23 protein-coding genes are annotated in these 26,517 nt (G+C 64.6%); 6 read left to right on the plus strand and 17 right to left on the minus strand.

What is annotated here, in order from left to right:
• The first annotated feature begins 7 nt into the window (after positions 1 to 7).
• A complete protein-coding gene (locus HMI59_RS12960) occupies positions 8 to 1,273 on the plus strand; it encodes an acetyl-CoA C-acyltransferase (RefSeq protein WP_193591546.1) in 1,266 nt (421 codons plus the stop codon).
• Positions 1,270 to 3,414 carry a 3-hydroxyacyl-CoA dehydrogenase NAD-binding domain-containing protein gene (locus HMI59_RS12965; RefSeq protein ID WP_193591547.1) on the plus strand — a complete coding sequence of 715 codons (2,145 nt, stop codon included), beginning with the start codon at positions 1,270 to 1,272 and terminating at the stop codon, positions 3,412 to 3,414. Before HMI59_RS12960 ends, HMI59_RS12965 begins: the two co-directional genes overlap by 4 nt.
• Before the next feature lie 77 nt (positions 3,415 to 3,491).
• On the opposite strand, the gene HMI59_RS12970 is transcribed toward HMI59_RS12965, so the two are convergent.
• The 8 genes from HMI59_RS12970 to HMI59_RS13005 form a co-directional block, all read right to left on the minus strand.
• Positions 3,492 to 4,469: an aldo/keto reductase gene (locus HMI59_RS12970; RefSeq protein WP_193591548.1), complete on the minus strand. Its 978-nt coding sequence runs from the start codon at positions 4,467 to 4,469 to the stop codon at positions 3,492 to 3,494.
• A 43-nt stretch (positions 4,470 to 4,512) separates the two neighbouring features.
• Complete coding sequence (locus tag HMI59_RS12975; RefSeq protein ID WP_021473094.1) at positions 4,513 to 4,740, minus strand: hypothetical protein; 228 nt, start codon at positions 4,738 to 4,740, stop codon at positions 4,513 to 4,515.
• A gap of 32 nt (positions 4,741 to 4,772) precedes the next feature.
• Positions 4,773 to 5,333, minus strand: coding sequence for a hypothetical protein (locus tag HMI59_RS12980; protein WP_193591549.1), 561 nt, complete (start codon positions 5,331 to 5,333; stop codon positions 4,773 to 4,775).
• Positions 5,330 to 5,899, minus strand: a complete 570-nt coding sequence (locus HMI59_RS12985; RefSeq protein WP_193591550.1) for a DUF402 domain-containing protein — start codon at positions 5,897 to 5,899, stop codon at positions 5,330 to 5,332. Before HMI59_RS12985 ends, HMI59_RS12980 begins: the two co-directional genes overlap by 4 nt.
• Positions 5,896 to 7,869 carry a 1-deoxy-D-xylulose-5-phosphate synthase gene (dxs, locus tag HMI59_RS12990; protein ID WP_062096186.1) on the minus strand — a complete coding sequence of 658 codons (1,974 nt, stop codon included), beginning with the start codon at positions 7,867 to 7,869 and terminating at the stop codon, positions 5,896 to 5,898. The genes HMI59_RS12985 and dxs overlap by 4 nt, the downstream gene beginning before the upstream one ends.
• Positions 7,870 to 8,055: 186 nt before the next feature.
• Positions 8,056 to 10,863 (minus strand): aconitate hydratase AcnA, encoded by a 2,808-nt coding sequence (acnA, locus tag HMI59_RS12995; protein WP_062096185.1) that lies wholly within the window; start codon positions 10,861 to 10,863, stop codon positions 8,056 to 8,058.
• A 218-nt stretch (positions 10,864 to 11,081) separates the two neighbouring features.
• Positions 11,082 to 12,446 (minus strand): class I SAM-dependent RNA methyltransferase, encoded by a 1,365-nt coding sequence (locus tag HMI59_RS13000; protein WP_193591551.1) that lies wholly within the window; start codon positions 12,444 to 12,446, stop codon positions 11,082 to 11,084.
• Positions 12,443 to 14,419, minus strand: a complete 1,977-nt coding sequence (locus HMI59_RS13005; RefSeq protein WP_069695715.1) for an APC family permease — start codon at positions 14,417 to 14,419, stop codon at positions 12,443 to 12,445. The genes HMI59_RS13000 and HMI59_RS13005 overlap by 4 nt, the downstream gene beginning before the upstream one ends.
• Positions 14,420 to 14,555: 136 nt before the next feature.
• Between HMI59_RS13005 and HMI59_RS13010 the strand changes: the two genes are divergently transcribed.
• Positions 14,556 to 15,227, plus strand: coding sequence for a TrkA family potassium uptake protein (locus HMI59_RS13010; protein WP_021473101.1), 672 nt, complete (start codon positions 14,556 to 14,558; stop codon positions 15,225 to 15,227).
• Positions 15,227 to 15,964 (plus strand): TrkA family potassium uptake protein, encoded by a 738-nt coding sequence (locus tag HMI59_RS13015; RefSeq protein WP_062096184.1) that lies wholly within the window; start codon positions 15,227 to 15,229, stop codon positions 15,962 to 15,964. Before HMI59_RS13010 ends, HMI59_RS13015 begins: the two co-directional genes overlap by 1 nt.
• Here HMI59_RS13015 and HMI59_RS13020 read toward each other — a convergent pair.
• From HMI59_RS13020 to dut, 4 genes are all read right to left on the minus strand, one after another.
• The gene (locus tag HMI59_RS13020) at positions 15,931 to 16,734 is read right to left on the minus strand and encodes a DUF3159 domain-containing protein (RefSeq protein WP_193591552.1); all 804 of its coding nucleotides are present in this window, start codon (positions 16,732 to 16,734) and stop codon (positions 15,931 to 15,933) included. The genes HMI59_RS13015 and HMI59_RS13020 overlap by 34 nt on opposite strands.
• A complete protein-coding gene (locus HMI59_RS13025) occupies positions 16,731 to 17,111 on the minus strand; it encodes a hypothetical protein (RefSeq protein ID WP_227471383.1) in 381 nt (126 codons plus the stop codon). The genes HMI59_RS13020 and HMI59_RS13025 overlap by 4 nt, the downstream gene beginning before the upstream one ends.
• Positions 17,104 to 17,826, minus strand: a complete 723-nt coding sequence (locus HMI59_RS13030) for a DUF3710 domain-containing protein (protein WP_193591553.1) — start codon at positions 17,824 to 17,826, stop codon at positions 17,104 to 17,106. The genes HMI59_RS13025 and HMI59_RS13030 overlap by 8 nt, the downstream gene beginning before the upstream one ends.
• Before the next feature lie 125 nt (positions 17,827 to 17,951).
• On the minus strand, positions 17,952 to 18,488 hold the full coding sequence (gene dut / locus HMI59_RS13035; RefSeq protein ID WP_227471384.1) for a dUTP diphosphatase: 537 nt from the start codon (positions 18,486 to 18,488) through the stop codon (positions 17,952 to 17,954).
• 73 nt (positions 18,489 to 18,561) lie between these two features.
• Between dut and HMI59_RS13040 the strand changes: the two genes are divergently transcribed.
• Positions 18,562 to 19,059, plus strand: coding sequence for a DUF3093 domain-containing protein (locus HMI59_RS13040; RefSeq protein WP_193593761.1), 498 nt, complete (start codon positions 18,562 to 18,564; stop codon positions 19,057 to 19,059).
• Here HMI59_RS13040 and HMI59_RS13045 read toward each other — a convergent pair.
• Positions 19,056 to 19,355 (minus strand): DUF4193 domain-containing protein, encoded by a 300-nt coding sequence (locus HMI59_RS13045; RefSeq protein ID WP_021473108.1) that lies wholly within the window; start codon positions 19,353 to 19,355, stop codon positions 19,056 to 19,058. The genes HMI59_RS13040 and HMI59_RS13045 overlap by 4 nt on opposite strands.
• 333 nt (positions 19,356 to 19,688) lie before the next feature.
• Here HMI59_RS13045 and sepH point away from each other — a divergent pair, with 333 nt between their 5' ends.
• Positions 19,689 to 21,056: a septation protein SepH gene (gene sepH, locus HMI59_RS13050; RefSeq protein ID WP_193591555.1), complete on the plus strand. Its 1,368-nt coding sequence runs from the start codon at positions 19,689 to 19,691 to the stop codon at positions 21,054 to 21,056.
• Positions 21,057 to 21,065: 9 nt separating this feature from the next.
• Here sepH and HMI59_RS13055 read toward each other — a convergent pair whose 3' ends face one another.
• The 4 genes from HMI59_RS13055 to HMI59_RS13070 all read right to left on the minus strand — a co-directional run bounded on the left by HMI59_RS13055 (position 21,066) and on the right by HMI59_RS13070 (position 26,472).
• On the minus strand, positions 21,066 to 21,770 hold the full coding sequence (locus HMI59_RS13055; protein ID WP_193591556.1) for a thymidine kinase: 705 nt from the start codon (positions 21,768 to 21,770) through the stop codon (positions 21,066 to 21,068).
• Positions 21,763 to 22,974 carry an alkaline phosphatase family protein gene (locus HMI59_RS13060; RefSeq protein ID WP_193591557.1) on the minus strand — a complete coding sequence of 404 codons (1,212 nt, stop codon included), beginning with the start codon at positions 22,972 to 22,974 and terminating at the stop codon, positions 21,763 to 21,765. The genes HMI59_RS13055 and HMI59_RS13060 overlap by 8 nt, the downstream gene beginning before the upstream one ends.
• Positions 22,971 to 23,696 carry a DUF5998 family protein gene (locus tag HMI59_RS13065; RefSeq protein WP_193591558.1) on the minus strand — a complete coding sequence of 242 codons (726 nt, stop codon included), beginning with the start codon at positions 23,694 to 23,696 and terminating at the stop codon, positions 22,971 to 22,973. Before HMI59_RS13065 ends, HMI59_RS13060 begins: the two co-directional genes overlap by 4 nt.
• 88 nt (positions 23,697 to 23,784) lie before the next feature.
• A complete protein-coding gene (locus HMI59_RS13070; RefSeq protein WP_193591559.1) occupies positions 23,785 to 26,472 on the minus strand; it encodes a bifunctional GNAT family N-acetyltransferase/acetate--CoA ligase family protein in 2,688 nt (895 codons plus the stop codon).
• Positions 26,473 to 26,517: the final 45 nt, after the last annotated feature.

Here is a 26,517-nt window from a genome sequence, read left to right on the forward strand (position 1 = left end):
GTTTCACATGAGTCCATCACGCACTGCGCAAAGAACCGTCCGCGACGTCGTCTTCGTGGACGGCGTCCGCACTCCCTTCGGCAAGGCCGGAGACAAAGGCATCTACGCCGGAACGCGTGCAGATGACCTGGTGGTGAAGTGCATCAGGGAACTCATGCGCCGGAATCCTTCCCTCCCGGCCGAACGCGTTGACGAGGTAGCCATCGCAGCAACCACGCAAACCGGAGACCAGGGCCTCACCATCGGCCGCACGGCCGCGCTTCTGGCCGGTCTCCCCCGGACCGTTCCGGGCTTCGCGATCGACCGCATGTGCGCAGGCGCCATGACCGCAGTCACGACGACGGCGAGCGGCATCGGCTTCGGCGCTTACGACGTCGTGATCGCCGGTGGAGTGGAACACATGGGCAACCACCCCATGGGTGCCGGCGCTGATCCCAACCCGCGCTTCATGTCCGAACGCCTCGTCGATCCGGCCGCACTCAACATGGGCAACACGGCCGAGAACCTGCACGACCGGTTCCCCGCCATCACCAAGGAGCGCGCGGACGCCTACGCTGCGTCCTCCCAGGCGAAGCTTGCGGCGGCCTACGCCGAAGGACAGATCCAGGGCGACCTTGTTCCGGTGGCCACCATGAAGCCGGGCCAGGGATGGACCGTGCACTCCGTAGACGAGCCTCCCCGCCCGGGAACCACCGTGGAGGATCTGGCCGGGCTCAAGACGCCCTTCCGGGCCCACGGCCGGGTCACCGCCGGCAACGCGGCAGGATTGAACGACGGCGCCACCGTAGCCCTGCTCGCGGCCGAAGACACAGCGGGCGAACTCGGCCTCCCCGTAAAGATGCGCATGGTGTCCTACGCCTTTGCCGGCGTGGAGCCGGAGGTCATGGGAATCGGACCGGTCCCTGCCACCGAAAAGGCGCTGAAGAATGCAGGCTTGGACATCACGGACATCGGACTCTTTGAAATCAATGAGGCCTTCGCAGTCCAGGTCCTGAGCTTCCTCGACCACTTTGGCATCGCGGACGACGATCCCCGGGTGAACCGCTATGGCGGCGCGATCGCCGTCGGACATCCCCTCGCTTCCTCCGGGGTCCGGCTGATGACCCAGCTGGCGCGGCAGTTCGAACAGGACCCTTCCGTGCGGTACGGCATCACCACCATGTGCATCGGCCTTGGCATGGGCGCCACCGTGATCTGGGAGAACCCGCACCACGCAGACTATGGAGCCACCTCCACCACCGATTCCACCTCCGAAGAAGGAGCCGCCGCATGAGCGCCAACGATTTCCAGAAGCTTGCCGCCCTGTTTCCGGACGAAGTGGTAACGCACTCCTATGTGCAGGACATCGAGCTTCCCGACGGTGCCGGGACCTTCGCCGTCATCACCCTGGACAACGGACTGGACCATTCCAAGCCGACCACCCTTGGGCCCAATACCCTCGTCGAACTTGGCGGCGTCCTGGAAGCCCTTCGGGACCGGGCCGCCACGGGTGAGATCGTGGGCGTAGGCGTCACCGGAAAACCCTACTTCCTGGTGGCGGGTGCAGACCTCTCCGCGGTCAAGACCCTCAAGGAGCGCGAACACGGCCTGTGGATGGCCCAACTCGGCCACGAGGTCTACGGCACGCTCGCCAACCTGGGTGTCCCCAGCTTCGCGTTCATCAACGGCCTCGCCCTCGGCGGCGGGCTGGAGATAGCGCTGCAGTCCACGTACCGGACGGTGTCCACCGGCGCAGGCGCCTTGGCGCTCCCCGAGGCGTTCCTGGGCCTGGTACCGGGTTGGGGCGGGGTTTATATCCTCCCCAGGCTGATCGGCCCGGAAAACGCCGTGCAGGTCATGATCGGGAACGCCCTCAACAACAACAAGACGCTGACGGGTCCCCAAGCCTTCGAGCTGGGAATTGCCGATGCCATGTTCGAACCCGCCGACTTCCTTGAGCAATCCCTGGCTTGGGCCGCCGGGGTGATCTCCGGCCGTACCGCCCCCGACCGGCAGAACGCCGTCGATCCTGCCGACCGCGCCGTGGCAGAGCGTTGGGCCTCCGCCGTGGCCGCAGGCAGGGACGTGGTGGAAGCAAAGATCTCCAACGCAGCGCCCGCCCCGGGCAAGGTGCTGGACATCATGGAGGCCAACCGGACCATGACCCAGGCGGAATCGGCTGCCCTTGAGTGCCGGACGCTGGCGGACCTGATGCAGTCGGACGAATTCCGCGCCACGGTCTACGCTTTCCTGGACCTCGTCCAGAAGCGGTCCAAGCGGCCGGCCGGTGCGCCGGACCGGAAGCTGGCCCGGCCGGTTACCAAAGTGGGAGTCGTCGGTGCAGGCCTCATGGCCAGCCAGCTGGCGCTTCTCTTCGCACGGCAGCTGAAGGTCCCCGTGGTCATGACCGACATTGACCAGTCCCGCGTCGACAAGGGTGTGGCCTACGTCCACGCCGAAGTGGACAAGCTGCTCGGCAAGAAGCGCATCAGCCCCGATGCCGCGAACAGGACGAAGGCACTGGTCACCGGATCGGTGTCCAAGGAGGCCTTCAGCGACGCCGACTTTGTGATCGAGGCGGTCTTCGAAGAACTCAGCGTCAAGAAGCAGGTCTTCGCCGAAGTGGAGGCGATCGTCTCCCCCGAGTGCATCCTGGCAACGAACACGTCATCCCTGTCGGTGACAGCCATGGCCGAGGACCTCCGGCATCCCGAGCGCCTGGTGGGCTTCCACTTCTTCAACCCCGTGGCAGTCATGCCGCTGCTCGAAATAGTGCGGGCACCGAAGACGGAAGACGCCGTCCTCGCCACGGCCTTCGAACTCGCCAAGGGGCTCAAGAAGACCGCAGTCCTCGTCAAGGACGCTGCGGCCTTCGTTGTGAACCGGATCCTCCTGAGGTTGACGGGCGAAGTCATTGCAGCGTTCGACGAGGGAACTCCCGCAGAGGTGGCCGACACGGCGCTGCGCCCCATGGGCCTGCCCATGACGCCGTTCACCCTGAGTGCCATGGTGGGTCTGCCCGTGGCACAGCATGTCCAGGAGTCACTCCATGCGGCCTTTGGCGACCGCTTCCCGGTGTCGCAGAACCTGCAGAAGCTGATCGACAACGGCGTGAAGTCCCTGTGGGTTGCAGGCCCCGATGGTGCGCCTGTCCTCCCCGAGGAGACACTCGCCATTCTGTCCTTCGGCCAGAGTCCGTCCACCGGGGAAGAGGTCCTGCGTCGGACCCAGGATGCCCTCGCCGAAGAGGTCGGGCTCATGCTGGCCGAAAACGTCGTGGCAGGTCCTGAGGACATCGATCTCTGCATGATCCTCGGTGCCGGATGGCCCATGTTCCTCGGCGGAATCACTCCATACCTGGACCGGGTGGGGGCGTCGGAGCGGGTCAATGGGAAGCGTTTCCACGCACCGGGTGTCGCCTCAGCGGCGCTTTAACCGCAGCAACGTCAAAGGCCGTGGACCCGTGGTCCACGGCCTTTGACGTTGGCACTGTCCTCTGGTCTGATCAAGAACTAGAAGAGTGCAACCTTGGGAGTTTTCGGGAAAATGTCATCGAGTTCGTCCCGGTCGCTCTGCGAGGGCACCCAGCGGACGGCCTCGGCGTTTTGGCGGATCTGCTCCGGCTTGGTGGCCCCTGCGATGACGCTGGCCACGCACGGCTGGGCGGCAAGCCACGAGAAGGCAAGCTCCACCTCTCTCAGGCCGCGCTCCTTGGCGAACTGTCCATACCGGCCCAACTGGTCCCAATCCGCGTCATGGACCAGATGCGTGCGGGTGTGGCTCAAGCGGGATCCCTCCGGGGCCTTCCCCGCCGAGTACTTACCCGTGAGGAGGCCGTTGGCCAGCGGGAAGTACGGCAGCACACCCAAGGAGAAAGCTTCGGCCGCGGGAAGGATCTCCAGTTCCGCACGGCGGTCCAGCAGGTTGTAGTGGTTCTGGGTCGAGATGAACCGGGATCCACCAAGCTGGCGTGCCACGTACTCTGCTTCCGCCACCTGCCATCCGGCAAAGTTGGAGTGCCCGATGTACCGGACTTTGCCGCTGGTCACCAGATCATCCAGGGCCGCGAGGGTCTCGTCCACCGGTGTTGCGTGGTCCGGGGTGTGGTACTGGTAAAGGTCGATCCATTCGGTGTCCAAACGGCGCAGGGAAGCTTCCACGGCCCGCACAATGTACCGCCGGGAACCCCGTGCCCCGAAGTCCTTGCCGTTGGCGCCCTTCATGTCCATGCCGAATTTGGTGCCAATGACCACGTCCCCCCGGTTTCCCTTGAGGGCTTTCCCCAGCATCGTCTCGCTGAGGCCGGCTTCCCGACCATACGCATCGGCAACATCGAAGAACGTCACCCCGGCGTCGAGGGCGGCATGGACCACCGCGTCCGTGCCCTCCTGGGATTCCGTAGGCGTATTGGCGCGGCCGAGGTTGTTACAGCCCAGCCCCACGACGGAGACGGTCAGTCCGGAGCGGCCAAGGCGTCGATATTCAGTCATGGCCCCAGCCTAGTACGTGCGGCCGGGGCACCGGCGCGGGAACTCAGTCCCCCCGGACGGCTCCGTAGGAGATGCCGGATTCTTCCATCGCATCCTCCAACTGGGCTATGGCCACGGGGCCCAATCCATGCAGTTTCGAGGCCTCCAGCCCACCGAACGCTGCCAACTGTTCCAAGGTTTCAATGCCCTCGTGGGCCAACGCCCGCCTGGCCGGAGCTGCGAGGCCCTTTGGCAGCGGCGTATGTCCGGGCCAGTTGCTTTTCTGTGGCATGGAACGGTCCCTCCTGGTGCGGTCGCTTGTACTTAGAGCGTAAAGCCAGCACCCTTCCGGGGCGAGTGCTTCAACTTAAACCCGGTCGGTTCGCCATGCGGGGCCGCTGCGATGCTGAGCTTGGTGAAATCAAGGTCCTCGTTGCGGATACAGACTTTGATGGCGTTGACGGCCTTATTGACGTCCGGGCAGAGGCAGAAGATGTTCAGCCGCGAGTTCCCTACCTCTGAGCGTTCCACCGTCCCGAGGCCCCGCCAGGCGAGCTCCGCGGTGAGTGCCGCTTTGGCATTCCGTTCCAAGTAGCGATCACGTTCGGTGCCGTCCTTGGTCTTCAACGCGAACTGCGCCACCACCCAGAACTGTTCGGATGGAGGAATCTCCGCGTAGCCGTCCTCTTCGCACTGCGCAGCGAACGCAGCCATCAGTCCGTCCACCGAGGTGTCCTCCCCGATTTCCGATTCTTCGGTCCGGCTTTGGTGCCCGACCACGCCGTGGTTGACCACAAAGTGCCGGTCCTCGTCGTCGAACCATGCTTCGCGGAAATGCAGGACTCCGTCCTCATCGCGCTGGTACATGCGGATGATTCCGCTCATGCCCGTCCTTTCGTGAACCATTCGGCGCTGGCGCTTCCTGGTGAGGCAACATCAAAGGGTGCTTCCATGGTGCTGACTGCCGCCAGGAGAACCGCGCACTCAGTGCGCATGGCTGAGACAGTTTCCCCGGGATAGCCCATATGTATGCGGTGCTCTTCGAACTCATCCTCATCGTCGACGAAGACGCCACGGACGGTCGACCTGATCACGTCAAGGTCCATGTCGATCAAGTGGAACTCCGTCACGCCCGGGCGGATGGTCTTCCATTCATGGGCGGTGGCAAGGTCCACATAGATCCGGAAGTCGCCGGGGTACGTGTCGTCGTAGAACGTAGCAACGTACTCCCCTGTTCGGGGCACCAGCAGCAAGGCGTCCGAGGCTGTGTAGAAGGCAGCTCCGGGGCGGGCACAGAATTCACCTTTGCCTTGGAAGATCCACCATCCGTGAATGTCCTCGCCGAGGTATCTTCCCGGTACTACCCAGTGGGCCCTCCCGTCCCACTTCCTGTTCCGTGCCACCACCAGGTCGCCGGGCTGCAGCACTCCGGGCTCGCGTCCCCCGCTCACAACGTGGGCAAGCTGCCGGTGGTGGGGTGGGCCTGGCCTGGCAAGGGCCGCGCAAAGGGGACCTTGGTGCCCAAAACCTGGGCAACGACGTCGTGGGTTATCTGTTGGGCCGTCAGGCCGACGCGCTCCAGGACTTGGCTGCGGGACCCGTGGACGAGAAACTCCACCGGCAACCCGACTTCGTTGAGGGCGGTGTCCACTCCCGCAGCACGCATTTCCTGCCGGATCCGCGAGCCCACACCGCCGGCACGGACTCCGTCCTCGATGCAGATCACCAAGCGATGCCGGGCAGCGAGGGCAATGATCGACTTCCGGACCGGCAGGACCCAGCGCGGATCCACCACCGTGGAGCTAATGCCTTGGGCGCCCAAGCGGCCGGCCACGTCCAAGGCGAGTTCGGACATGGCTCCCACGCTGACGATCAGGACGTCGTTTTCCGTGGACCCTTCCGGACGGCGCGCCAGGACGTCGACGCCGTCCTTGAGCCGCTCGATCGCTTCGACTTCCTTGCCGACGCTGCCCTTGGAGAAGCGCACCACCGTTGGAGCGTCATTGATGGCCACGGCTTCTCTGAGTTCTTCGCGGAGCCGGGTTGCATCGCGGGGCGCAGCCAGATGCAGGCCCGGGACAATCTGCACCATTGCCATGTCCCACATGCCGTGGTGGCTGGGCCCATCAGGACCGGTCACGCCGGCGCGGTCCAGGACCACCGTGACGCCGGCCTTATGAAGCGCCACGTCCATGAGCAACTGGTCGAAAGCGCGGTTCAGGAAGGTGGCGTACACAGCCACCACGGGGTGGAGGCCGCCATAGGCCATTCCAGCTGCAGACGTCAGCGCGTGCTGTTCGGCGATGCCGACGTCGATGACGCGTTCGGGGTGGCGCTCGGCGAACTTGTGCAGTCCCACGGGGATCAACATGGCCCCGGTGATGCCGACGATGTCCTGGCGTTCGTCCGCGATGTCCGCGATCTCCTCGGCAAAGACCGACGTCCATGAGCGCGCGCCCGGGGTCTCGGTGGACTCTCCGGTCTCCGGGTCGATGATCCCGACTGCGTGGAATTGGTCGGCCTCGTTGGCCAGAGCCGGGGCGTACCCGTGGCCCTTCTCCGTCATGGCATGGACGATCACCGGACCGCCGTACGCCTTGGCGGTACTCAGGGCGTGTTCCAGCGCCTGGAGGTTATGCCCGTCAACAGGGCCGATGTACTTCATCCCAAGGTCCTCGAACATGCCCTGGGGCGCCCACCAGTCCTTGATGCCCTTCTTCATCGCGTGCAGGCTCTTGTACGTGAACTGCCCTACCGGCCCGCCGTTCTGGAGGCGCTTCTTCCACCAGTCCAGCATGCCTTCGTAGGCGGGAGCAGTGCGGAGGGAATCGATGGTGGGGCGCAGCGAGGCAAGGTAGTCTGCAAGGCCGCCAACGGTGGGTGCATAGGAGCGTCCGTTGTCGTTGACCACAATCACCACGCGCCGGCGCTTATCGGCAGCGATGTTGTTGATGGCTTCCCACGTCATGCCACCCGTCAGCGCTCCATCGCCGACGACGGCGACGACGAACCGGTCGCCTTCGCCGGTCAGCTGCCGGGCCCTGGAAATGCCATCCGCCCATGACAGGGACGAGGATGCGTGGGAGCTTTCGACGATGTCATGCTCGGACTCGGCACGGTCCGGGTAGCCGGACAGGCCGCCTTGCTGCCGCAGCGTGCTGAAATCCTGCCGGCCCGTCAGCAGTTTGTGCACGTAGGACTGGTGGCCTGTGTCAAAGACGATGCTGTCCCGTGGCGATTCGAAGGTCCGGTGCACCGCCATGGTCAGTTCCACAACGCCAAGGTTGGGCCCCAGGTGACCACCGGTTGCGGCTACGTTGGTGATCAGGAAGTCCCTGATCTCGCCGGCCAACTGATCCAATTCGGAGCTGGTCAGGCCGGCCAGGTCCTGCGGATCCTTGATGGTTTCCAAGAGTCCCAAAGGCCCTCCTTACGTGAATGACGTGCTTGTTAACTTTAGCGCGTTGCCCGCACCCTTGAAGCCCATGGACGCCGCCGCCATGATCCGTGCGTGGCTGGACCGGCCATAAAAAGCAGGCAGCCCCTGCCGGTCGAGGACCAGCAGGGGCTGCCTGGCGGGTAATTCGGCGGTAGGCCTGCCGATTCCTTATGCGGAGATCTGGCGAAGCACGTACTGCAGGATACCGCCGTTGCGGTAGTAATCGGCTTCACCCGGGGTATCGATGCGAAGCACTGCGTCGAAGGACTTGGACGATCCGTCCTCGGCCGTTGCAGTGACCTTCAGCGTCTTGGGCGTGGTGCCGTTGTTGAGTTCGGTCACGCCCTCCACGGAGAAGGTCTCCGTACCGGTCAGGCCGAGGGTCGCAGCGGACTCCCCTGCAGGGAACTGCAACGGAAGGACGCCCATGCCGATCAGGTTGGAGCGGTGGATACGCTCGTAGCTTTCGGCGATGACTGCCTTGACACCCAGGAGCGCGGTGCCCTTGGCTGCCCAGTCACGGGACGAACCGGAACCGTATTCCTTGCCTGCCAGCACAACCAGCGGAGTGCCGGCTGCCTGGTAGTTCTGGGCTGCGTCGTAAACGTAGGCCTGGGGACCGCCGTCCTGGGTGAAGTCGCGGGTGAAGCCACCCTCGACGCCGTCCAGAAGCTGGTTCTTGATGCGGATGTTGGCGAACGTACCGCGGATCATGACCTCGTGGTTGCCACGGCGCGAGCCGTAGGAGTTGAAGTCCTTGCGTTCCACGCCGTTGGCCAGCAGGTACTGGCCGGCAGGGGTGTCCGACTTGAAGGAGCCGGCCGGGGAGATGTGGTCGGTGGTGACCGAATCGCCGAGCTTCAGCAGGACGCGGGCGCCAGTGATGTCTTGGACGGGGTCCGGCTGGGCCTTCATGCCTTCGAAGTACGGGGGCTTCCGCACATAGGTGGAGTCCTCTGCCCAAGCGAAGGTATCTCCGGCGGGGGTATCGAGGGCCTTCCAGCGCTCGTCACCTTCGAAGACACCCTCGTAACCCTTGGCGAACATGCCCTCGTCGATGGAGGAGTCGATGACTTCCTGCACCTCGGTGGGGTTCGGCCAGATGTCCTTGAGGAATACCTCGTTGCCTTCGGAGTCCGTGCCAAGGGCATCGGTTTCGAAGTCGAAGTCCATGGTGCCGGCCAGGGCGTACGCGATGACCAGCGGCGGGGAGGCCAGGTAGTTCATCTTGACGTCAGGGTTGATGCGGCCTTCGAAGTTGCGGTTACCCGACAGGACAGCCGTAACGGAGAGGTCGTTGGCCTGGATGGCCTCGGAGATTTCCGGCTCCAGCGGGCCGGAGTTACCGATGCAGGTGGCGCAGCCGTAACCGACGATGTAGAAGCCGAGCTTCTCCAGGTACGGGGTCAGGCCGGACTTCTCGTAGTAGTCCGTGACGACCTTGGAGCCGGGTGCGACGGAAGTCTTGACCCACGGCTTGGACGTCAGGCCCTTGTCCACGGCGTTGCGTGCCAGGAGCGCGGCAGCAAGCATGACCGAAGGGTTGGACGTGTTGGTGCAGGAGGTGATCGACGCGATCGAAACGGCGCCGTGGTCCAGCTCGAACTCGCGGCCATCGGCCGTCTTTACCTGGACGGGCGAGGACGGGCGGCCGTTCGCACCGTTGGCCGCGGAGGCAGCGCGTGCGGTCTCGGTGGTGTGCGAGTCCGCGTGCGTGAAGGACGGAGCGTCCGATGCCGGGAAGGACTCGTCAAGCGCCTCATCCACGCTGCCGTCTTCGATGGTGACGTAGTTGTGGATGTCCTTGCGGAACTGCTCCTTCGCATCGCTGAGCTCGATGCGGTCCTGCGGACGCTTCGGGCCGGAGATGGAGGGAACCACGGTGGAGAGGTCCAGTTCCAGGAACTCGGAGAAGCGGAGTTCGCGGGAAGGATCGTGCCAGAGGCCCTGTTCCTTGGCGTAAGCCTCAACCAGTGCAATGTTCTCTTGGGAACGGCCGGTCAGGCGCAGGTAGTCGAGGGTGACGTCGTCGATCGGGAACATGGCTGCGGTGGAACCGAATTCCGGGCTCATGTTGCCGATGGTGGCGCGGTTGGCCAGCGGCACGGCGGCTACGCCTTCACCGTAGAACTCAACGAACTTGCCCACAACACCGTGCTTGCGCAGCATTTCGGTGATGGTCAGGACGACGTCGGTAGCGGTGGCACCGGCGGGGATGCTGCCGCTGAGCTTGAAGCCAACGACGCGCGGGATGAGCATGGAAACAGGCTGGCCGAGCATCGCTGCTTCGGCTTCGATGCCGCCGACGCCCCAACCCAGCACGCCCAGGCCGTTGACCATGGTGGTGTGCGAGTCGGTACCAACGCAAGTGTCCGGGTAAGCGCGGAGCGCGCCGTCCACTTCACGGGTCATGACGGTGCGTGCCAGGTATTCGATGTTGACCTGGTGGACGATTCCGGTTCCCGGGGGAACAACCTTGAAGTCGTCGAACGCGGTTTGTCCCCAGCGCAGGAACTGGTAACGCTCACCGTTGCGCTGGTACTCGATCTCCATGTTGCGCTCCAGCGCGCCGGCGTTGCCGAAGGCGTCGATCTGGACGGAGTGGTCGATGACCATTTCGGCAGGTGCCAGCGGGTTGACGCGCTTGGGGTCGCCGCCGAGTTCCTTCACGGCTTCACGCATGGTGGCAAGGTCCACTACGCAGGGAACGCCGGTGAAGTCCTGCATGATGACGCGGGCCGGGGTGAACTGGATTTCCGTGTCGGGCTCCGCATTGGGGTCCCAACCGGCCAGGGCGCGGACGTGGTCAGCCGTTATATTGGCGCCATCTTCGGTCCGCAGGAGGTTTTCAAGCAATACCTTGAGGCTGAACGGAAGGCTGTCTGCGCCCTCTACGGAGTTCAACCGGAAAATTTCATAATCGGTGCCGGCTACATTCAGTACGCCTTTGGAACCGAAGCTGTCCACAGTGCTCATGGCAGGACTCCTCTCGCAACAGTTTCATCTTTGTCGCGTGGTTGGCCGCAGGCCAGTTAGGCAGCCCTAACTTGGTCCCGCGGCACGTGCTCTTGATCACCCCGGCCCGAAGGCCGGGATCCAACCGCGGCACTGAACGGAGCGGGACTACTTAAAGGCAATCGTAGTGGCTCGAATCACTATTGCCCCACTACTGTGCGGGCCTGTTGCCCCCGGACCTATGCTCCGGGGATAAGCAAGCCCACGGTTTCCATGTGATGGGTGTGCGGGTACAGGTCGAACGCCCGCAGTTCCGACAGCTGCCAGCCACCCCGCTGGAAGTAACCCAAATCACGCGCAAACGATGCCGGATCGCATGACACATAGGCAATTGCACGGGGGCCGCTCTCCATGAGCTGCCGAACCACGGCCTTGCCCGCCCCTGCCCGGGGCGGGTCCAGGATGAGGGCATCAAAGTTCCTCTGCCGCTGGTGGAGTACGCGCTCAACGCGCCCCTGCACGATTTCGACCTGGCTTTGGCCATGGAGGTTCTTCTTCGCGTCGCGGCTCGTTCCCGGCGAACCCTCCACCGAAAGCACCGAACCGGTAATTCCCACGGCATCAGCGAGGGGTGCCGTGAACAGCCCGGCACCGGCATAGAGATCCGCGACGACGGCACCGGGCTGGAGGTAGCCCCCGCCCGAGAGGTAGTCGGTGACCGCATTGACCAACGTGGCGGGTGCATCCTTGTGGATTTGCCAGAACCCCTCCCCCGTCACGCGGTATTCGTGGCCCGCCGCCGATTCCTGCACCCAGGTCCTGCCGCGGAGCCGGACCACCTGTCCGTTGGGTTCGAAGCCGGCAACCGACACGTCCTCCGGCAAGGCGGACGCTATGGAGTGCAGGCGCTTGGGGCTTGTCCCTTCGCGGGGCGCCAAGAGCACCAGGGGCCTCGAACCGTTGGCAGGCGCGGCGACTTCCACGCGCTCGATCCCGGTCAGGTCCACCTCCCACAACCGCAGCTGGTTGATGCCGGGGTGGGCAAGCGGCATCTCCCGCACCGGAACCACAACGTCCGAACGGTGGGCGTGCATACCCAGCCGGCCGTTGTCCGTGACCGCAAAGGCGGCACGCGTACGCCAGCCGAGGCCGCCGTCGTCGTCGTTTCCCACAGCCTCGACAGGCACGGACAGTTCCAATCCCGACAACCGTTTCAACTGTTCGGCGAGAACCTCGGACTTAAGGGAGCGTTGCCGCTCCAAGGCAATGTGCCCGAGCTCAGCACCGCCCACGGGCGGACCGCCGCGCCGCCAGGCGGAGGGTGAATCGGCGCTCTTCCAGACGTGCGGCACGCGGTCGGGTGAAGGTTCCAGGACGTCGACGACGTCGGCACGCCAGAAGCGCGATTCCGCACCGGAGTCGGTAAGCCGGATACGTGCCTTTTCGCCGGGTATTCCGTGGCGGACGAAGATGACCCGCCCCTCATGCCGTGCCACGAAGTGGCCCCCGTGGGCAATAGGACCGATGTCCACCACCAGTTCTGTGCCTGGAGCGCCCTGGCTGCCCGCTTCGTGGGACCGGGTGGAAGTTTCCTTGGGGGTCATTGGGTATCCTGCAGTGCCTTTGCTTCTTCGGAGGACTTCAGCTGCCACGGAACGCTGGCGACCATGACGCCGGGTTCGAAGTGGAGCCGCGTCTTGATTCTCAGTGCGGTTTGGTTATGGACCAGCTGTTCCCACCATTTGCCCACCACGTATTCGGGGATGTACACCACGATCAGGTCCCGCGGAGAGTCTTTCCGCATGTTCTTGATGTATTCCATGATGGGCGTCACCGTCTCGCGGTACGGACTGGCGAGGACAGTCAAGGGTACGGGAATTTCGAGCTTCTCCCAATCCCGGACCGTATGCTCAGTCTCTTCTGCGTTGATGTCCACCGTGATGGCGTCCAGGCGGGAAGGACGGGATGCGCGGGCATAGGCAAGCGCACGAAGCACCGGTTTACGGACATGGGAGACCAGCAGGACTGCGTGCACCCGTGTGGGCAGTGCACGGGGCGAAGAGTCTTCGTCGACGGCCAGTTCCTTGGCGACGTTGTCATAGTGGGCCCGGATGCTCCACATGATCAGGAACAGGATGAACATGGCCAGGAGGGCGATCCACGCGCCCTGTTCGAACTTGGTGATCAACACGATCACCAGCACCAGCGCAGTCATGCCGAAGCCCACCATGTTGATGGTGCGTGATTTGATCATCCTCCGCCGGAGGGCTTTGTCCCGGACGAGTTTCAACTCGCGGCCCCAGTGCCGCACCATGCCCAGCTGGCTCGCCGTGAACGAAATGAACACGCCCACGATGTACAACTGGATCAGCTTGGTGACATCGGCATCGAACGACAGGATCAGCACCAACGCGCCCGCGGCCAAAGCCAGGACGCCGTTGCTGAACGCCAGCCTGTCGCCGCGCGTGCGGAGCTGCCTGGGGAGGTAGCCGTCCTGGGCGAGGATCGAACCAAGGACCGGAAAGCCGTTGAAGGCGGTATTGGAGGCAAACACCAGGATGATGCCGGTGGCTGCAACCACAATGTAGAAAGGAATCGACCCTGCACCGAAAATCGTGTCTGCGATCTGGCTGATGGCAGGGTTCTGGATGTATCCCTCCGGGAGGGGCTTGCCGTCCACCAGGAACTCGGTTGCGGGGTCCAGGACGATGTGCACCTTGGTGGCATTGGCCAAATAAAGGATGCCGGCCAGCATGGCGGCTGCGATGGCCCCCAGCAACAGCAGCGTGGTGGCTGCGTTCTTGCTCTTTGGCTTCTGGAAGTTGGGCACGCCGTTGCTGATGGCCTCGACGCCGGTCAGCGCAGCCGCACCGGAGGAGAACGCACGCAGGAGAAGGAAGGCGCCGGCGAGGCCCACCAGGCCTTCATCGAATCCGGGCTGCGGAACAATCGTGAAGTTGGCTGAGGGAGCCTCACCCAGCTGCCCGGTCAGCGCCTGGAAGATGCCAACCACCGTCATGCCCAGGATGGAGGCCATAAAGATGTAGGTCGGCACGGCAAAGACGCTGCCGGCCTCCTTGACGCCGCGCAGGTTCACCAAGGCAAGGACCACGACGCCGACACTCGCAATGAGGGCCTGCTGGCCGTGCAGTGAAGGGATGGCAGTGGTCAGGTAAGTGGCCGCCGATGACATGGACACGGCAACCGTGAGGACGTAGTCCACCAACAGTGCCGAAGCCACGGTGAGTCCCGCATACTTGCCCAGGTTGACATTGGCGATCTCGTAGTCGCCGCCACCGGACGGGTAGGCGTGGACGTTCTGCCGGTAGGAAGCAACCACCGTGAGCAAGACCACCATGACGGCGAGTCCCACCAGCGGCGAAAAGGCAACGGCACTGACCCCGGCCAGGGCGAGGGTCAGAAGGATCTCATCCGGCGCGTAGGCCACGGAAGAAAGCGCATCCGAGGCGAAGACCGGCAGCGCAATGCGTTTGGGCAGCAAGGTGTGGGACAAGCGGTCATTCCGGACCGGCCGACCCACCAATACCCGCTTGGCCGCATTCAGTATTGTCAGCACTCCGCAAAGCTACTCTGAATCCCCGGCGATGTCATGACGGGAAACCCCGGCGGTGTCATGACTGCGGTAACGTCAACGCGACGTTCGCACCGGTAAAGTCATACGGAGCGGTTCGGATACATCAAAAGGAGACACGGTGGCGCACTTCGTGATCATGGGTTGTGGCCGTGTTGGCGCAACCTTGGCACACACCTTGGAAGACTCCGGCCACTCGGTGGCCATCATTGACCAGGACGAGCGGGCCTTCCGCCGCCTCCGCAACACTTTTACCGGCCGCAAAGTAACGGGCGTCGGCTTCGACCGCGATACCCTCAAGCAAGCCGGCGTTGAAGAGGCCTACGCATTCGCGGCCGTTTCCAGCGGCGATAACTCCAACATCCTGGCCACCCGCGTGGCACGGGAAACGTTCCACGTCGCGCACGTTGTGGCCCGCATCTACGACCCCGGCCGCGCGGAAATCTACCAGCGCCTTGGCATCCCCACCGTGGCGGCGGTGCGGTGGAGCGCGGACCAGGTCCTGCGCCGCATCCTCCCCGAGCAACACCTTGCCGGTGACTACCGGGAACCGTCCGGCCGGCTGGTGCTGGCCGAAGTTGACCTCCACGACGGCTGGATAGGCCAGAACCTCGCCGCCATTGAGGCTGCAGCCGGCATCCGGATCGCGTTTCTCACCCGGTTCGGGGAAGGCCTCCTTCCCGGGCCCGGAACGTCCTACCAGGAGGGTGACACCGTCCACGCGATGATCAGCGTTGACAGGACAACCGAGATCAGCCGTGTCCTCGCCAAAGCACCTGCCAAGGAGTCGTAGTGAAAGTTGTCATCGTCGGCGCCGGCAGCGTTGGATCCTCCATTGCGCGCGAACTCCTGGCCCACAACCACCAAATACTCCTCATCGACCTGAAACCCGAGGTCATCGGCCGCAGCGGACTCCGCGGTGCCCGATGGCTGGTGGGCGATGCCTGCGAACTCAGCACCCTGCAGGACGCCAAACTGGAGGACGCCGACGTCGTGGTTTCCGCAACCGGCGACGACAAGGTGAACCTGGTGGTTTCCCTGCTCGCCAAGACCGAATTCGGCGTGGGACGAACCGTCGGCCGGGTCAACAATCCCAAGAACGACTGGATGTTCAACGACTCCTGGGGCGTGGACGTCGCAGTCAATACTCCGCAATTGATGACGGCGCTGGTTGAAGAGGCCGTCGAAATCGGGGACATCGTCCGGCTCCTGACGCTGCAGACGGGCGTGGCGTCGATCGTCGAGTTCACCGTGCCGCACGACTCGCACATCATCGGCAGCACGGTGGGAGACATCGAATGGCCGGAGGATGCCACCCTGGTGGCCATCCTCCGCGATCAAGCCCCCATCACACCGAGCCGCGACGACGTCCTGGACGGCGGCGACGAGCTCTTCTTCGTCACCACGATCGCGGCTGAAGACGGGCTGCGCGCACTGCTCTCCCCGGGATCAACGGACGGCAGCGACCATCGCGAGGGAGCAGTTCCGGTCCCGGATCAGTCCGTGGAGGACGACGGGTTCGACGGCTGAGGCGCAGGCTTGGTGACCAGCCAGGCAACCCACAGTCCCAAAATGTACAGCGGCGCGCCCATGAGGAGCCTCGTGGTGGCAAGCGCGGTCAGCCCTTCCTCACCCATGAGGTACAGCGGAACCTGCACTACAAGGCGCAGGGCCAGGACGGCCACCACAATCCATGTGCCCAGCTGATAGACCCGCAGGCGTTCGGGGTCCTTGCGCCAGTCCAGCCCTTCGTTCCGGACAAAGCCGAACAGCAGCCCGGCGAGGGGCCATTTGAGGATGATGGACAGGACCATGCCCGCTATGTAAGCGGCATTGGTCAGGAAACCCAGGACATAGAAGTCTTCGGCCTTGCCGGTGCTGTTGGCCAGCCACGCGGAAATACCGACGCCGACCACGCCGGCCAGCGCTTGGGTCAACGGCCGCTTTTGAACCAACCGCACCACCGTGAAGACGGCGGCAGCAGCAAGGGCGCCGACCAAGGAGAGGGTCAGGTCCCGGGTAATGGTAAAAGCCACCAGGAAGACCAGGCCGGGCAGGATACTTTCGGCAATTCCCTGGATTCCGCCGGCCGACTTCAGCATGTCAACATGGCCGGCGCTGTTGCGGTGCAGGCCCGCTTTTTGGGCGTAGCCCGCTGCAAGGTCCGCCACAGTAGGATTTGCGGTTCCGGGTTCAGGGGCAGCCCGCCGGTGATCTGCAGCCGGGCCGGCCGGAGTGCCTTCGGAGGGCGGCTGTGGCGGGTTGCCGTCTTTGGGATCGGATCCGTTGGCCACGGTCATTGGTTCTCCTGACGGGAAAGTATTTCGTACCGGGGGTTGAACATGGTGGGAAGCCCGCCGACCGGGGCCACCATGCCGTTCAAACGCAGCTGGACCCCGGCTTCGATGCCGGGCACCCGGGTGCGGCCCAACCACACGACGCGCAGCCGCTGGTAGGACTTCCGGGAACTGCCGCCCCTGCCCGCCAACAATGAGCCATGCTCCAGCGCATCAACCACGATTGCGGAGAAGAACGGTTGCTCGCTGGGCGGCTGATGGGTGACGGACTCAATAAAGCCCGTACAGGTGGCCCTGCCGCGGACCGGCAAGTCCTTAATGCCCTGACCGGAAGGCCCGGAGCGGCCTTCCCGGGCGGGCAGCCCTGGTGATTCAGCCAATCTGGGTGATCTCCGGGCCCCGTTCCGGACGCTGGACTCCGGGTCCGCCCTGGGGCGCCGGCGGTTGGGCCGCGGCATCCTTGGGCAGGCGCAACTGGAGCAGTTCCCTTGGCGGCATCGGGTTTCCACCGCGGACCACCACCACCTGGCGGAAGAGATCCTCCAGCGGGGCAGCAGCCTCGCGCTCCAGGGCCGCAGCTCCGCCAAGAACGCCCCGAAGGAACCAGCGCGGGCCGTCCACACCCATGAAGCGGGCAGCACGGTATCCGCGGCTGCCATCGGCAGCTTCGGCGGGAAGCTTGGCGACCAGTTCGATTCCGAAAGCGCCTTCGATCTCTTCCGATTCACCGCCCTGGCTGGCCACGGACTGGCTGATCTGCTCCCGGATCTCCTCCCAGAGGCCCTCGGAGCGTGGCGCGGCAAACGCCTGGAGCTGGAGGCTCGAACCGCCCAGGTCCATGGTGACTGCCACCACGCGCTGCGTGGCTTCCTCCACCTCGAGCCGCAACTGCAGGCCTTCGGTGGGAGCGATCAGGAGGGCGCCCAGGTTTACGTAGCCGTCGCGGTCCTCCACTTCGTCGATGTCCCACGGGCCCTTGCTCTGGCGGAGGTCGCCCTTGCCGGGTTCTCCCGCTGCGGAGCCGCCGGTGCTTTCCAGCTCGGAGTCTGCGGATTCAGGCCGGTCAGCCTTGGACTTCTTGCGCCCAATAACCATGTGGGTTGTCTCCTTAGTAGTGGTCTATCCCCCAGTAAACCGCAACCGCGTCAAAGTTCGGCAATGCCGGAGGGGCTGCTCTTTCACGCGTGAAATGTATGCCTTGGCGGGTCGCCTGCCCCGGATCAGGCGACGGGCGTGGCGAAGCCTCCGGTGGAACCGAAGCCACCGGCACCCCGTGCCGACCCGCTCAGTTCGTCGACGGCCACGAAGCGCGCGTACTCGACGCGCTGGATCACCATTTGGGCAATTCTATCGCCGCGCTTCAGTTCGATGGCCTTGTGCTGGTCCGTGTTCAGGAGCGTCACGGCGATTTCGCCACGGTAGCCTGCGTCCACGGTGCCGGGGGCGTTGACGACGGTCAGGCCGTGCTTGGTGGCCAATCCGGAACGGGGGTGGATCAGCGCCACGAAGCCGTTGGGCAGGGCAATGGAAACGCCGGTGGGAACCAGCTTCCGTTCCCCCGGTGCAAGATAAACGTCCTCACGGGCGCGGAGGTCGGCGCCGGCATCACCGGGGTGGGCGTAGGACGGTGCTTCGAGTCCTTCGTCAAGCATCTTCAACCGGACCTCGAGCGTAGGAGCTCCATACGTCCCATGGTTGTCGGTTCCCGTCCCGCTTGCGCCGGCGTCTGTGCTGAATACTGCGGTCTCGTTGCTCACAGTCGTCCATTCTACGTGGGTCCACGCCGACGGATAAGCTGGGTGCATGCCTACGCCTGACCAGTCCGCCTCCATGCCTGCCCGGAACGCTTCTTCGGCGCCGGAGTTCCTCTTCAAGGAAAAACTCTGGCCCTCACCATGGATCTGGGTCATCTCCGTGGGGCTTTCGGGTGCGGGAATCCTGATGTTCTCCCCCATCAGCGCTGCCGCCGGCATCATCGCCGCACTGGTCCTGCTCACGATCATCGCCACGCTGCTGATCCTGTCGACGCCCACTATCACCGTCTCCGGCACCAACCTGCGCGTCGGGCGGGCCAGCATCGAGCGCAAGTTCGTCGGGACCGTTGAATCCTTCCGGGGCGCCGAAGCCACCGCCGAGCGCGGCCCGCGCCTTAACGGACTCGCCTTTATGTGCTTCCGGGGCTGGATCGATCCCGTGGTGAAGATCCAGATCACCGATCCGGCCGACCGGACCCCCTATTGGCTCACGTCGTCACGCAGACCGGAAGAACTGGTGGCTGCCCTGACCGAAACCGGGCCCCTGACCGAAACCCGGGAACAGCGCCCTTAGCCCTCGCACTCCGTGCAGTAGAGGTGCCCGTTGCGCTCCGCAGCAATCTGTGAACGGTGCTTCACCAAGAAGCAGTTGAAGCACGTGAATTCGTCCGCCTGCGGCGGCATCACCTGGATGAGCAGTTCTTCGCCGGAAAGGTCCGCTCCGGGGAGTTCGAAGCCCTCGGCCAGTTCAGTCTCGTCGACATCCACCGCCGAGGATTGTTTTCCCGGCTGACGCGTCTTGAGCTCCTCAATGGAGTCCTCGCTGACGTCTTCCTCGGTCTTCCGAGGGGCATCGTAGTCCGTGGCCATGGTCCTTCTTCGTCCTTAATACAGGCAGTGGTTTGGACCGGGCGGTTCGCTGGGCGGCACGCCCGGATGTTCACATGTAACACCGGGCACCGCGTTTTTGTGCCCGATTATCGGCCAGATTTTCCTCCTCCCGGCAGGCTTTGTCCATAGGGTCCGCAACCGGTCCGAGCACCCGGAAAAAACGGCGCACTTCGCCGCCAAGATGGACGCGTGGGCCGCCAATATCACCGCTTTGAGCGCCAATATCACGGCACGCCCTTTCTCCTAACAGGAAAAGGCCTGCTTGGGTGGCAGAGTTTCGAATGTCAGTTATGCCATGTGGTGGAGGGTGTTATGCAGGATCTACGGCTGGTAGGCGTCCACGACGACGGCGGGCATCTGCTCCTGAGCGGACCCGGCGGTGCGATGTTCCAGCTTCCGATCGACGAGGCCTTGCGTGCCGCGGCGAGCCGGACCCCTGCCCAGGTTGCCGCGCGGGCATCGATCACTCCCGTGGCCATGTCGCCCCGGGACATCCAGGCCCGGATCCGCAGCGGCGCCACCGCAGCGGAGGTTGCCGAACTTTCCGGCCTCCCCCTGGCCAACGTCCAGCGGTACGAAGGCCCTGTCCTCGCCGAGCGTGACTACGTGGCCCAGCAAGCCCGCAAGGTTGAAGTGGCTTCCCCGGTACCCGGCCACGACGCTTACCGCACTGCCTTCGGGGACAACCCCGCCACCCTTGAAGAGATGGTCGGACACCGGCTGTCGGCACACGGCATTGACCCCTCCACCGTTGAATGGGATTCCTGGCGCCGGGCAGACGGTTCGTGGACCGTCGTCGCGCGTTTCGAGGCCGTACCGGCCGCGGCCGGAAGCATCGGGGAGGAACCGCCCGCCATGTGGACTTTCAGTCCGCAACGGAAAGCACTGCAGAACGCCAACCGGTGGGCGCAGCAGCTCAGCGAACTCGAGCCCCTTGATGGCCCCGTCCCGGCCCGTCGCCTGACGGCGGTTTCGGACCGTCCCTTCGACTTCGAAGCCGATGCCCAGGCTGCCGGCCGCGCCGCGGCCAAGGATTCGGATAACCTCCTGGAAATGTTGCGCTCCCGCCGGGGGCAACGCCTGGGCGTGGACGAGGACGCTGACGACGCCCTGGCCGTGTTGCTCAGCAACGTGCCAGCGGCCCACCCGAGGCCCGAGGACGACGGGTCAGCCGAGGAAACCGGCCAGGACCCCGCCGTCGAAATCCCTGCCGAGTCTCCCCCTGCGCGCAAGGACAGCCGCCAGTCAATGTTGAGCAGGCTCAGCCTGGCGCCGCGGCATTCGGACGCGGACGACGCCGACGATTCCCTCCGGCTGCACGACGGCGTCAGTACGGAAACCCGCGAAATCACCGTGGTTGCCGGCCCCCTTCGTCCCGTGGCCCCTTTGGAGGGTCGCAAGGCCCCAAGCGAGCCGCACCCTGAAGAGGAAGCCAAGGACAGTGTCAAGCCTGCTACTCCGGTGAAGCGCCCCGGCCTGGATGAGCTGTTGGGTGGATCGGCCTCTGCGGAAAGCCGGACCTCACGCGTGCACACGGCAACAGAGCACCAGGACACCGAGGCGAAGGAACGCCCTGGAGCAAAAGGCGACGAAGCACCCGTGGAACGGCAGCCTTCACGCCCCAAGCGCTCCAGCATCCCCAGCTGGGACGAGATCGTGTTTGGTGCCCGCGGCGACTAAGCGTGGCGACTAAGCCCGTATGTCGCCCGCGCCGGGCCACAGGCACGCGTCGACGTCGAAAGGCAACGTCTGGTCCGAGCCGGCCATGAGGTTGGCACCATGGGCCGTTACCCTCCGCATGTAGTGCCGCCGGCACAGGGTCTCGTACCCCACCAGGCCAGCGGGTTCCACGTCGCTCCCGCTGGAAGCGACGTCACCTACCATCACCTGTTCGCCTTCCACCACCATGATGCCGTTGACGGTCCTGGCGTTCTGGGTAGCACGGCGGCCGCACCAGCAGAGAGCCTCTACCTGCAGGACCTGGACCCTGTCGGCAAGCTCGATCAGCCGCTGGGACCCGGGAAACAGCTTGGTCCGGAAATCGGCGGTGATGCCGAACGCGAAGACGTCCACGTCCATCTCGTCCACGAGGCGCGCCAATTGCTCCACTTGGGCGGGGGCATAGAACTGGGCTTCATCACAGATGAGGTAGTCGACGCGCAGCCCGCTGGTTCTGCGGACCACTACCTCGTCCCAGAAATCCGTGCTGCCGTGCACTTCAACGGCATCCGTCTGCAGGCCGAGCCTGCTGGAGATGGTGGAGTCACCGGCGCGGTCATTGCAGCTGAACCTCACCCCTCCCCTGCCCCTGGCCCGGTGGTTGTAATCCATTTGCAGGGCGAGCGTGGATTTTCCGCAGTCCATCGTTCCGGAGAAGAAAACCAGTTCAGCCACGGGCGCCTTTTCTGCCGGTCGCCGTAAAGCAAAGGAACGGGACTTCCCTTTCGGCTTTGGTCAGGGAACCATGCTGGCCCACGACTTCCATGGCGGCAGGGCGCACGCGCCGGGCATCGTAGAGCGCGAGGGTGTCCCGGGCCGCGATCATGACATCACCGATCCGGGGAGCAACCTGGGCCTGGACCTCGCCGAAGAGCCCGGCCGCTATGGCCTGCTCGCGGGTGAAGACCCATACGCGCTCCCCGAAGCGCTTCCGCCAGGCAGCGATGAGCTCTTCCTTTACGGTGTTCCCGGCATCCGGTTCGAGGTAGAGATGGACCATGCGGGGTTCGCCGGCTGTATGCCGGACACCTGCCACCAGCGCGGGATCTGCGGAATAGTCCAGGCGCTGCGACTCCGGGACGTCAAGCATCCCGTGATCCCCCGTGACCACAATGGTGGTACCGGCCGGCAGGGACGCCGACAGCCGCTTCACGGTGGCGTCGAGTTCTTCGAGCTGGTGTTCCCACCGTGCGGACTGGCAGCCGTAGCGGTGGCCCGCCTTGTCCAGTTCATTGACGTAGAAGTACATCAGGGAACGGGGGCTGCCGGACATTGCCTCGCCTGCGGATGCGGTGCGTGAATGCAAGGTGGTCCCGCCGACGAAGCGGCTGCCCCGCAAAGCGGCCTGCGTCATGGGTGAGTTGCCAAACTGGGGCAGGCTCACCGTAACGACGTCGACCTCGTTGGCCACTTGCTCAAAAACCGTGCGGTGCGGCTGCCAAACAGCGGGATCAACCAGGGCATCCCAGTTGCCCAGCAAATTGACAACCTTGTCCTGGGCCGGGTCCAGGACGTCGTACCCAACCATCCCGTGGTGTCCCGCCGGCCTGCCTGTGCCCAGGCTGGCCAGCGATGCTGCCGTGGTGCTGGGAAAGGCCGCGTCAATCCAGGTTGGGACGCTCCCTTGGCCGCCCGCCACGACTGAGCGGAGGAAGGGCGTGTGTGAAGCCTTCTGTTTCAGGAGCCCGCGGCCCAAGCCGTCCGCCAGGACCACGCAAACCCGGTCCGCCGCGGGAAGCTTGAGGTGGTTGCTGAACCCCGGAAGGCCCAGGCTTGCCGCAGCGCTGGTGAAGACTTCCGCTATGGATTTACTGCCAAAAAGGGGCGGTGAGGGAAGATCGGGCGCCGCAAGGGGATCGGGTTGGGCAGCCACGCTCAACGCTGGTGCCCGCGGCTTAGCCGGTTGCTGAAGACACCTGAGCGTGGCCGCGGAGCGGGGATGCCGGCGTGCGGAACCGGTGTTTGCTGGCCTGTATTGACAGCGCGCAAAGCCCTCGCGAAAACTTTCGCGTCCTGGACTGCCTGGAGCCCGTCGGCCTCTGCACTGATGCGCAAGACAATGTCCTCCTGGGCGATGGTGCCCGTGTAGCCGTGGTCCGCTTCGCACTGCGGATCACCGCAACTGGCCGGCCCCATGTCCAATCGCTGTCCGCCGGACCAGGCGATGGACACGGTCAGTTCCCGCACGGGGTCCGACGGTTTGTAGTCCTGCGGCTGGGCGTAGATGTAGCTCAGCACCACGGACCGGATTTGCGCCACGGGCACGGACTCGGTGGAAATCTGCGCAACAATCTGCTCACCGGCTTCGTCCAGCTGCTGGTCGTCCACATGGGTGATGACCAGCATGTCCTCGGTGAGCACCAGAACGGTGATGTGGCGCCTGACCTCGGCACGGTCGAAATGGGTTTCCAAGTGCACCAGGTGGGACAGGCAGTCCCTGCCATCCAGGGCGTCGTTCACGACGTCGGCCACAAGGCGGGGGTAGAAGCCCGCCTGCTGCAGCGCCTGGTCCAGGCTTTGTCCCTGTGAGCTGTGGTTTTGCCCGGAATGGTGGCCGGTGTTGGACGGACGGGACTGAGGCGTCGGGGACTGGGTGCTCATTCCCCCATTTTCACAGATCGCCTAAGGACTTCCTAACCGTTATCCCCATCCCTTGGGCCCGCGCGTCTACCCGCGCATCAGGCAGCAGTCAGCCCCGCATCGCCCGGCGGGCACTGTCAGTGCGTTGGGCCGCGTTGGCGATCCACACATCGGCACCGAGGATGGTGGCACCTGTTGGGCCTGCAAGTACCGGGTTGAGCTCAACCAACGCGATCCCGGGATGGTCGTCCTTCAGCTTGGCCAGGCGGGCGGCGATGTCTTCCAGCGCGCCCACGTCCACGGGCGGCAGGCCTTGGTAGCCGAAGAGTTTCCGGGAGGCCCGCGGGGACCGGATGATGTCATGGAGGTCGGCGGCGGACAACGGGGGCACCCGGTGGGCCCAGTCTTCCAGGAGGTTCACCGCATCACCGGCCAATCCGAAAGACAGCACCGGACCAAGCAAGGGATCTTCCATGGCACGGAAGGTGCACGCCTGGCCGACCGGAGCCATGGCCTGTAGTTCCAGGGACGGCGATCCGTAGGGCTTCAAAGCCCGGTGCATCTGGTCGATGTTCTGGCGGAGCGAGGCAGCGTCCTGGATGTCCAACCGGACGCCGCCGAGGTCCAGCCTGTGCCTTAGGGCCGGATCGGTCGTCTTGAGGACCACCGGCCAGCCGATCGATTCGGCTGCTGCCACGGCCTCCTCCGGCGTGCCAAAGCCGAACGTGGGCACAACGTTGATGCCGTAGCCGGAAAGCAGCGTCGCGGCAGCACCGGCGTCGAGCTTCCTCAGCTTTTCGCCTGTGACCCCTGACAGCATCGCGGCCAGTGTTTCCCGGGTCCCATCGGCATCGCACCCCTCGGGCTCGGCGAACAGGCCATGGTCCCTGCCCACCCACTGGGCATATTCGACGATGGCTGCCAGCGCTGCCACAGCCGAGCCCGAATTGGAGTAGCAAGGGAGCCGGGGCTTGCCGGGCCCACCCACCAAGCCTTCCACGTGGATGGAGGCGTCAAGGATTCCGGAGAACGCCGCGACCACAGGTTTGCCTGCCTCTTCGGCGCACTCCGCCAGGACACCGGCCAATGCTTCCACCGTTAATCCCCGTGCAGGCAGCAGCGCGGCCACCAGGGCATTGACGTGGTCGTCCGCCAGGACCTCCCGCACCCGCTCCCGGAAAGCCGGCAGCGCAACGGACATTCCGGCGTCGAGATCCACGTCCGTCACCGTCCGGACAATGTCCAGTCCGGCCGGAACGGCGGTATCGGCCACCACGGTGGCCAAGGCGACCGAATTGGAAAAGACCGCCACTCCGGGACCGTTGGGAAGGGGCTGCGTGGAGACCACCTGGGCAATGTCCATCAGCTGTTCGATCGTATCCACCCGGATGACGCCGGCCTGGCGCATCATGGCATCCAACGCGGCCGAGGGCGCCTGCGTAGTACGCACCTCATGGCCCGGAGGGAGGCGGAGCCCGGTGACGTCCGACTTGGCGACGATCACCGGCTTGCTGCGGGACAACCGACGGGCCAGCCGGGAAAACTTGCGCGGATTGCCGATTGACTCGAGGTACAAGCCGACGGCGGAGGTATCGGGATCGTCTTCCCAGTACTGCATGGCGTCATTGCCGGAGACGTCGGCGCGGTTTCCCGCGGAAAGAAAGGAGGATATTCCGAGCCGCCTGCGGCTCGCCGCCGCGTACACGGCCACCCCGACTGCGGCCGACTGCGTGAACAGGCCCAAGCCGCCCCTTGGCGGCATGGACGGCGCCATGGACGCGTTGAGGGAAACGTCCGGGTTCGTGTTAAGCATTCCGAGGGATTCCGGACCGACCACGCGCATGCCGTTCGCCCTGGCCTGCCGAACCAGCTCGTGTTGCCGCGCGAGGCCCCGTTCGCCGTCGTCGGCGAAGCCTGCCGTGGCCACGACGAGCCCTTTGACGCCGGCTGCAGCGCAATCCGCCACCACTGCAGGTACTTCCTCATACGGCACGGCGATGATGGCCAGCTGCACCGGATCGGGAATCTCGGACAGCTTGCCGAATGACAGCATGCCCGCCAGTTCGAATGCCTCCGGGTTCACCGCATAAACCGGGCCCTTGAAGCCGCCCTCGATGATGTGCTCCAGCAGTTGGTAGCCGACTGTTCCCCACTTGCGGCTGGCACCGATGACAGCCACCGACGACGGCGCCAGCAAGTCGCGTACGCTGCGCGCCTCCGCGCGGTGCTCGCGGGACTCCATGACGGCCCGGGATTTTTCGGTCGGATCGATGTTGAATTCGACGCTGACCACGCCATCGTCGAACTGCCGCGTGAGGTCGTACCCGGCGTCGGCGAAGACCATGAGCATCTTCCGGTTTTCCGGGAGGACCTCGGCTGTGAAACGCCGGATGCCGTTCTCCCGGGCAGCCACGGCAAGGTGCTCCAGGAGGATGGAGCCAATACCCCGGCCTTGGTGCTTATCCGAGATATTGAAGGCCACCTCCGCTTCAGCGGGATCATCGAGCCGGTCGTAGCGGCCCACGCCCATGATTTCTCCACCGATGGTGATGACGAATGCCACACGATTGACGTGGTCGACTTCGGTGAAACGCCGGACTTCCTTGCCGGACAGCTTGGGCTTGAAGGAGAAGAACCTCATATAGATGGAGGCCTGTGACTGGCCGGCGTGGAATGCCTGCAGTGCATCCGCGTCCTCGGGCCGAATAGGACGAAGGTGGGCGGTTCCGCCGTCGCGCAGGACGACATCGGCCTCCCAATATTCCGGATAAATGCCGGCCCCGGGCTGATCCACCATAGGCTTAGCCTAGCTAAAACATCCGCAGTACACGTTTAAGGATCC

It is taken from the genome of Paenarthrobacter sp. YJN-5 (assembly GCF_015040095.1).
In the GTDB taxonomy this organism is placed as follows: Bacteria; Actinomycetota; Actinomycetes; order Actinomycetales; family Micrococcaceae; genus Arthrobacter; species Arthrobacter ureafaciens.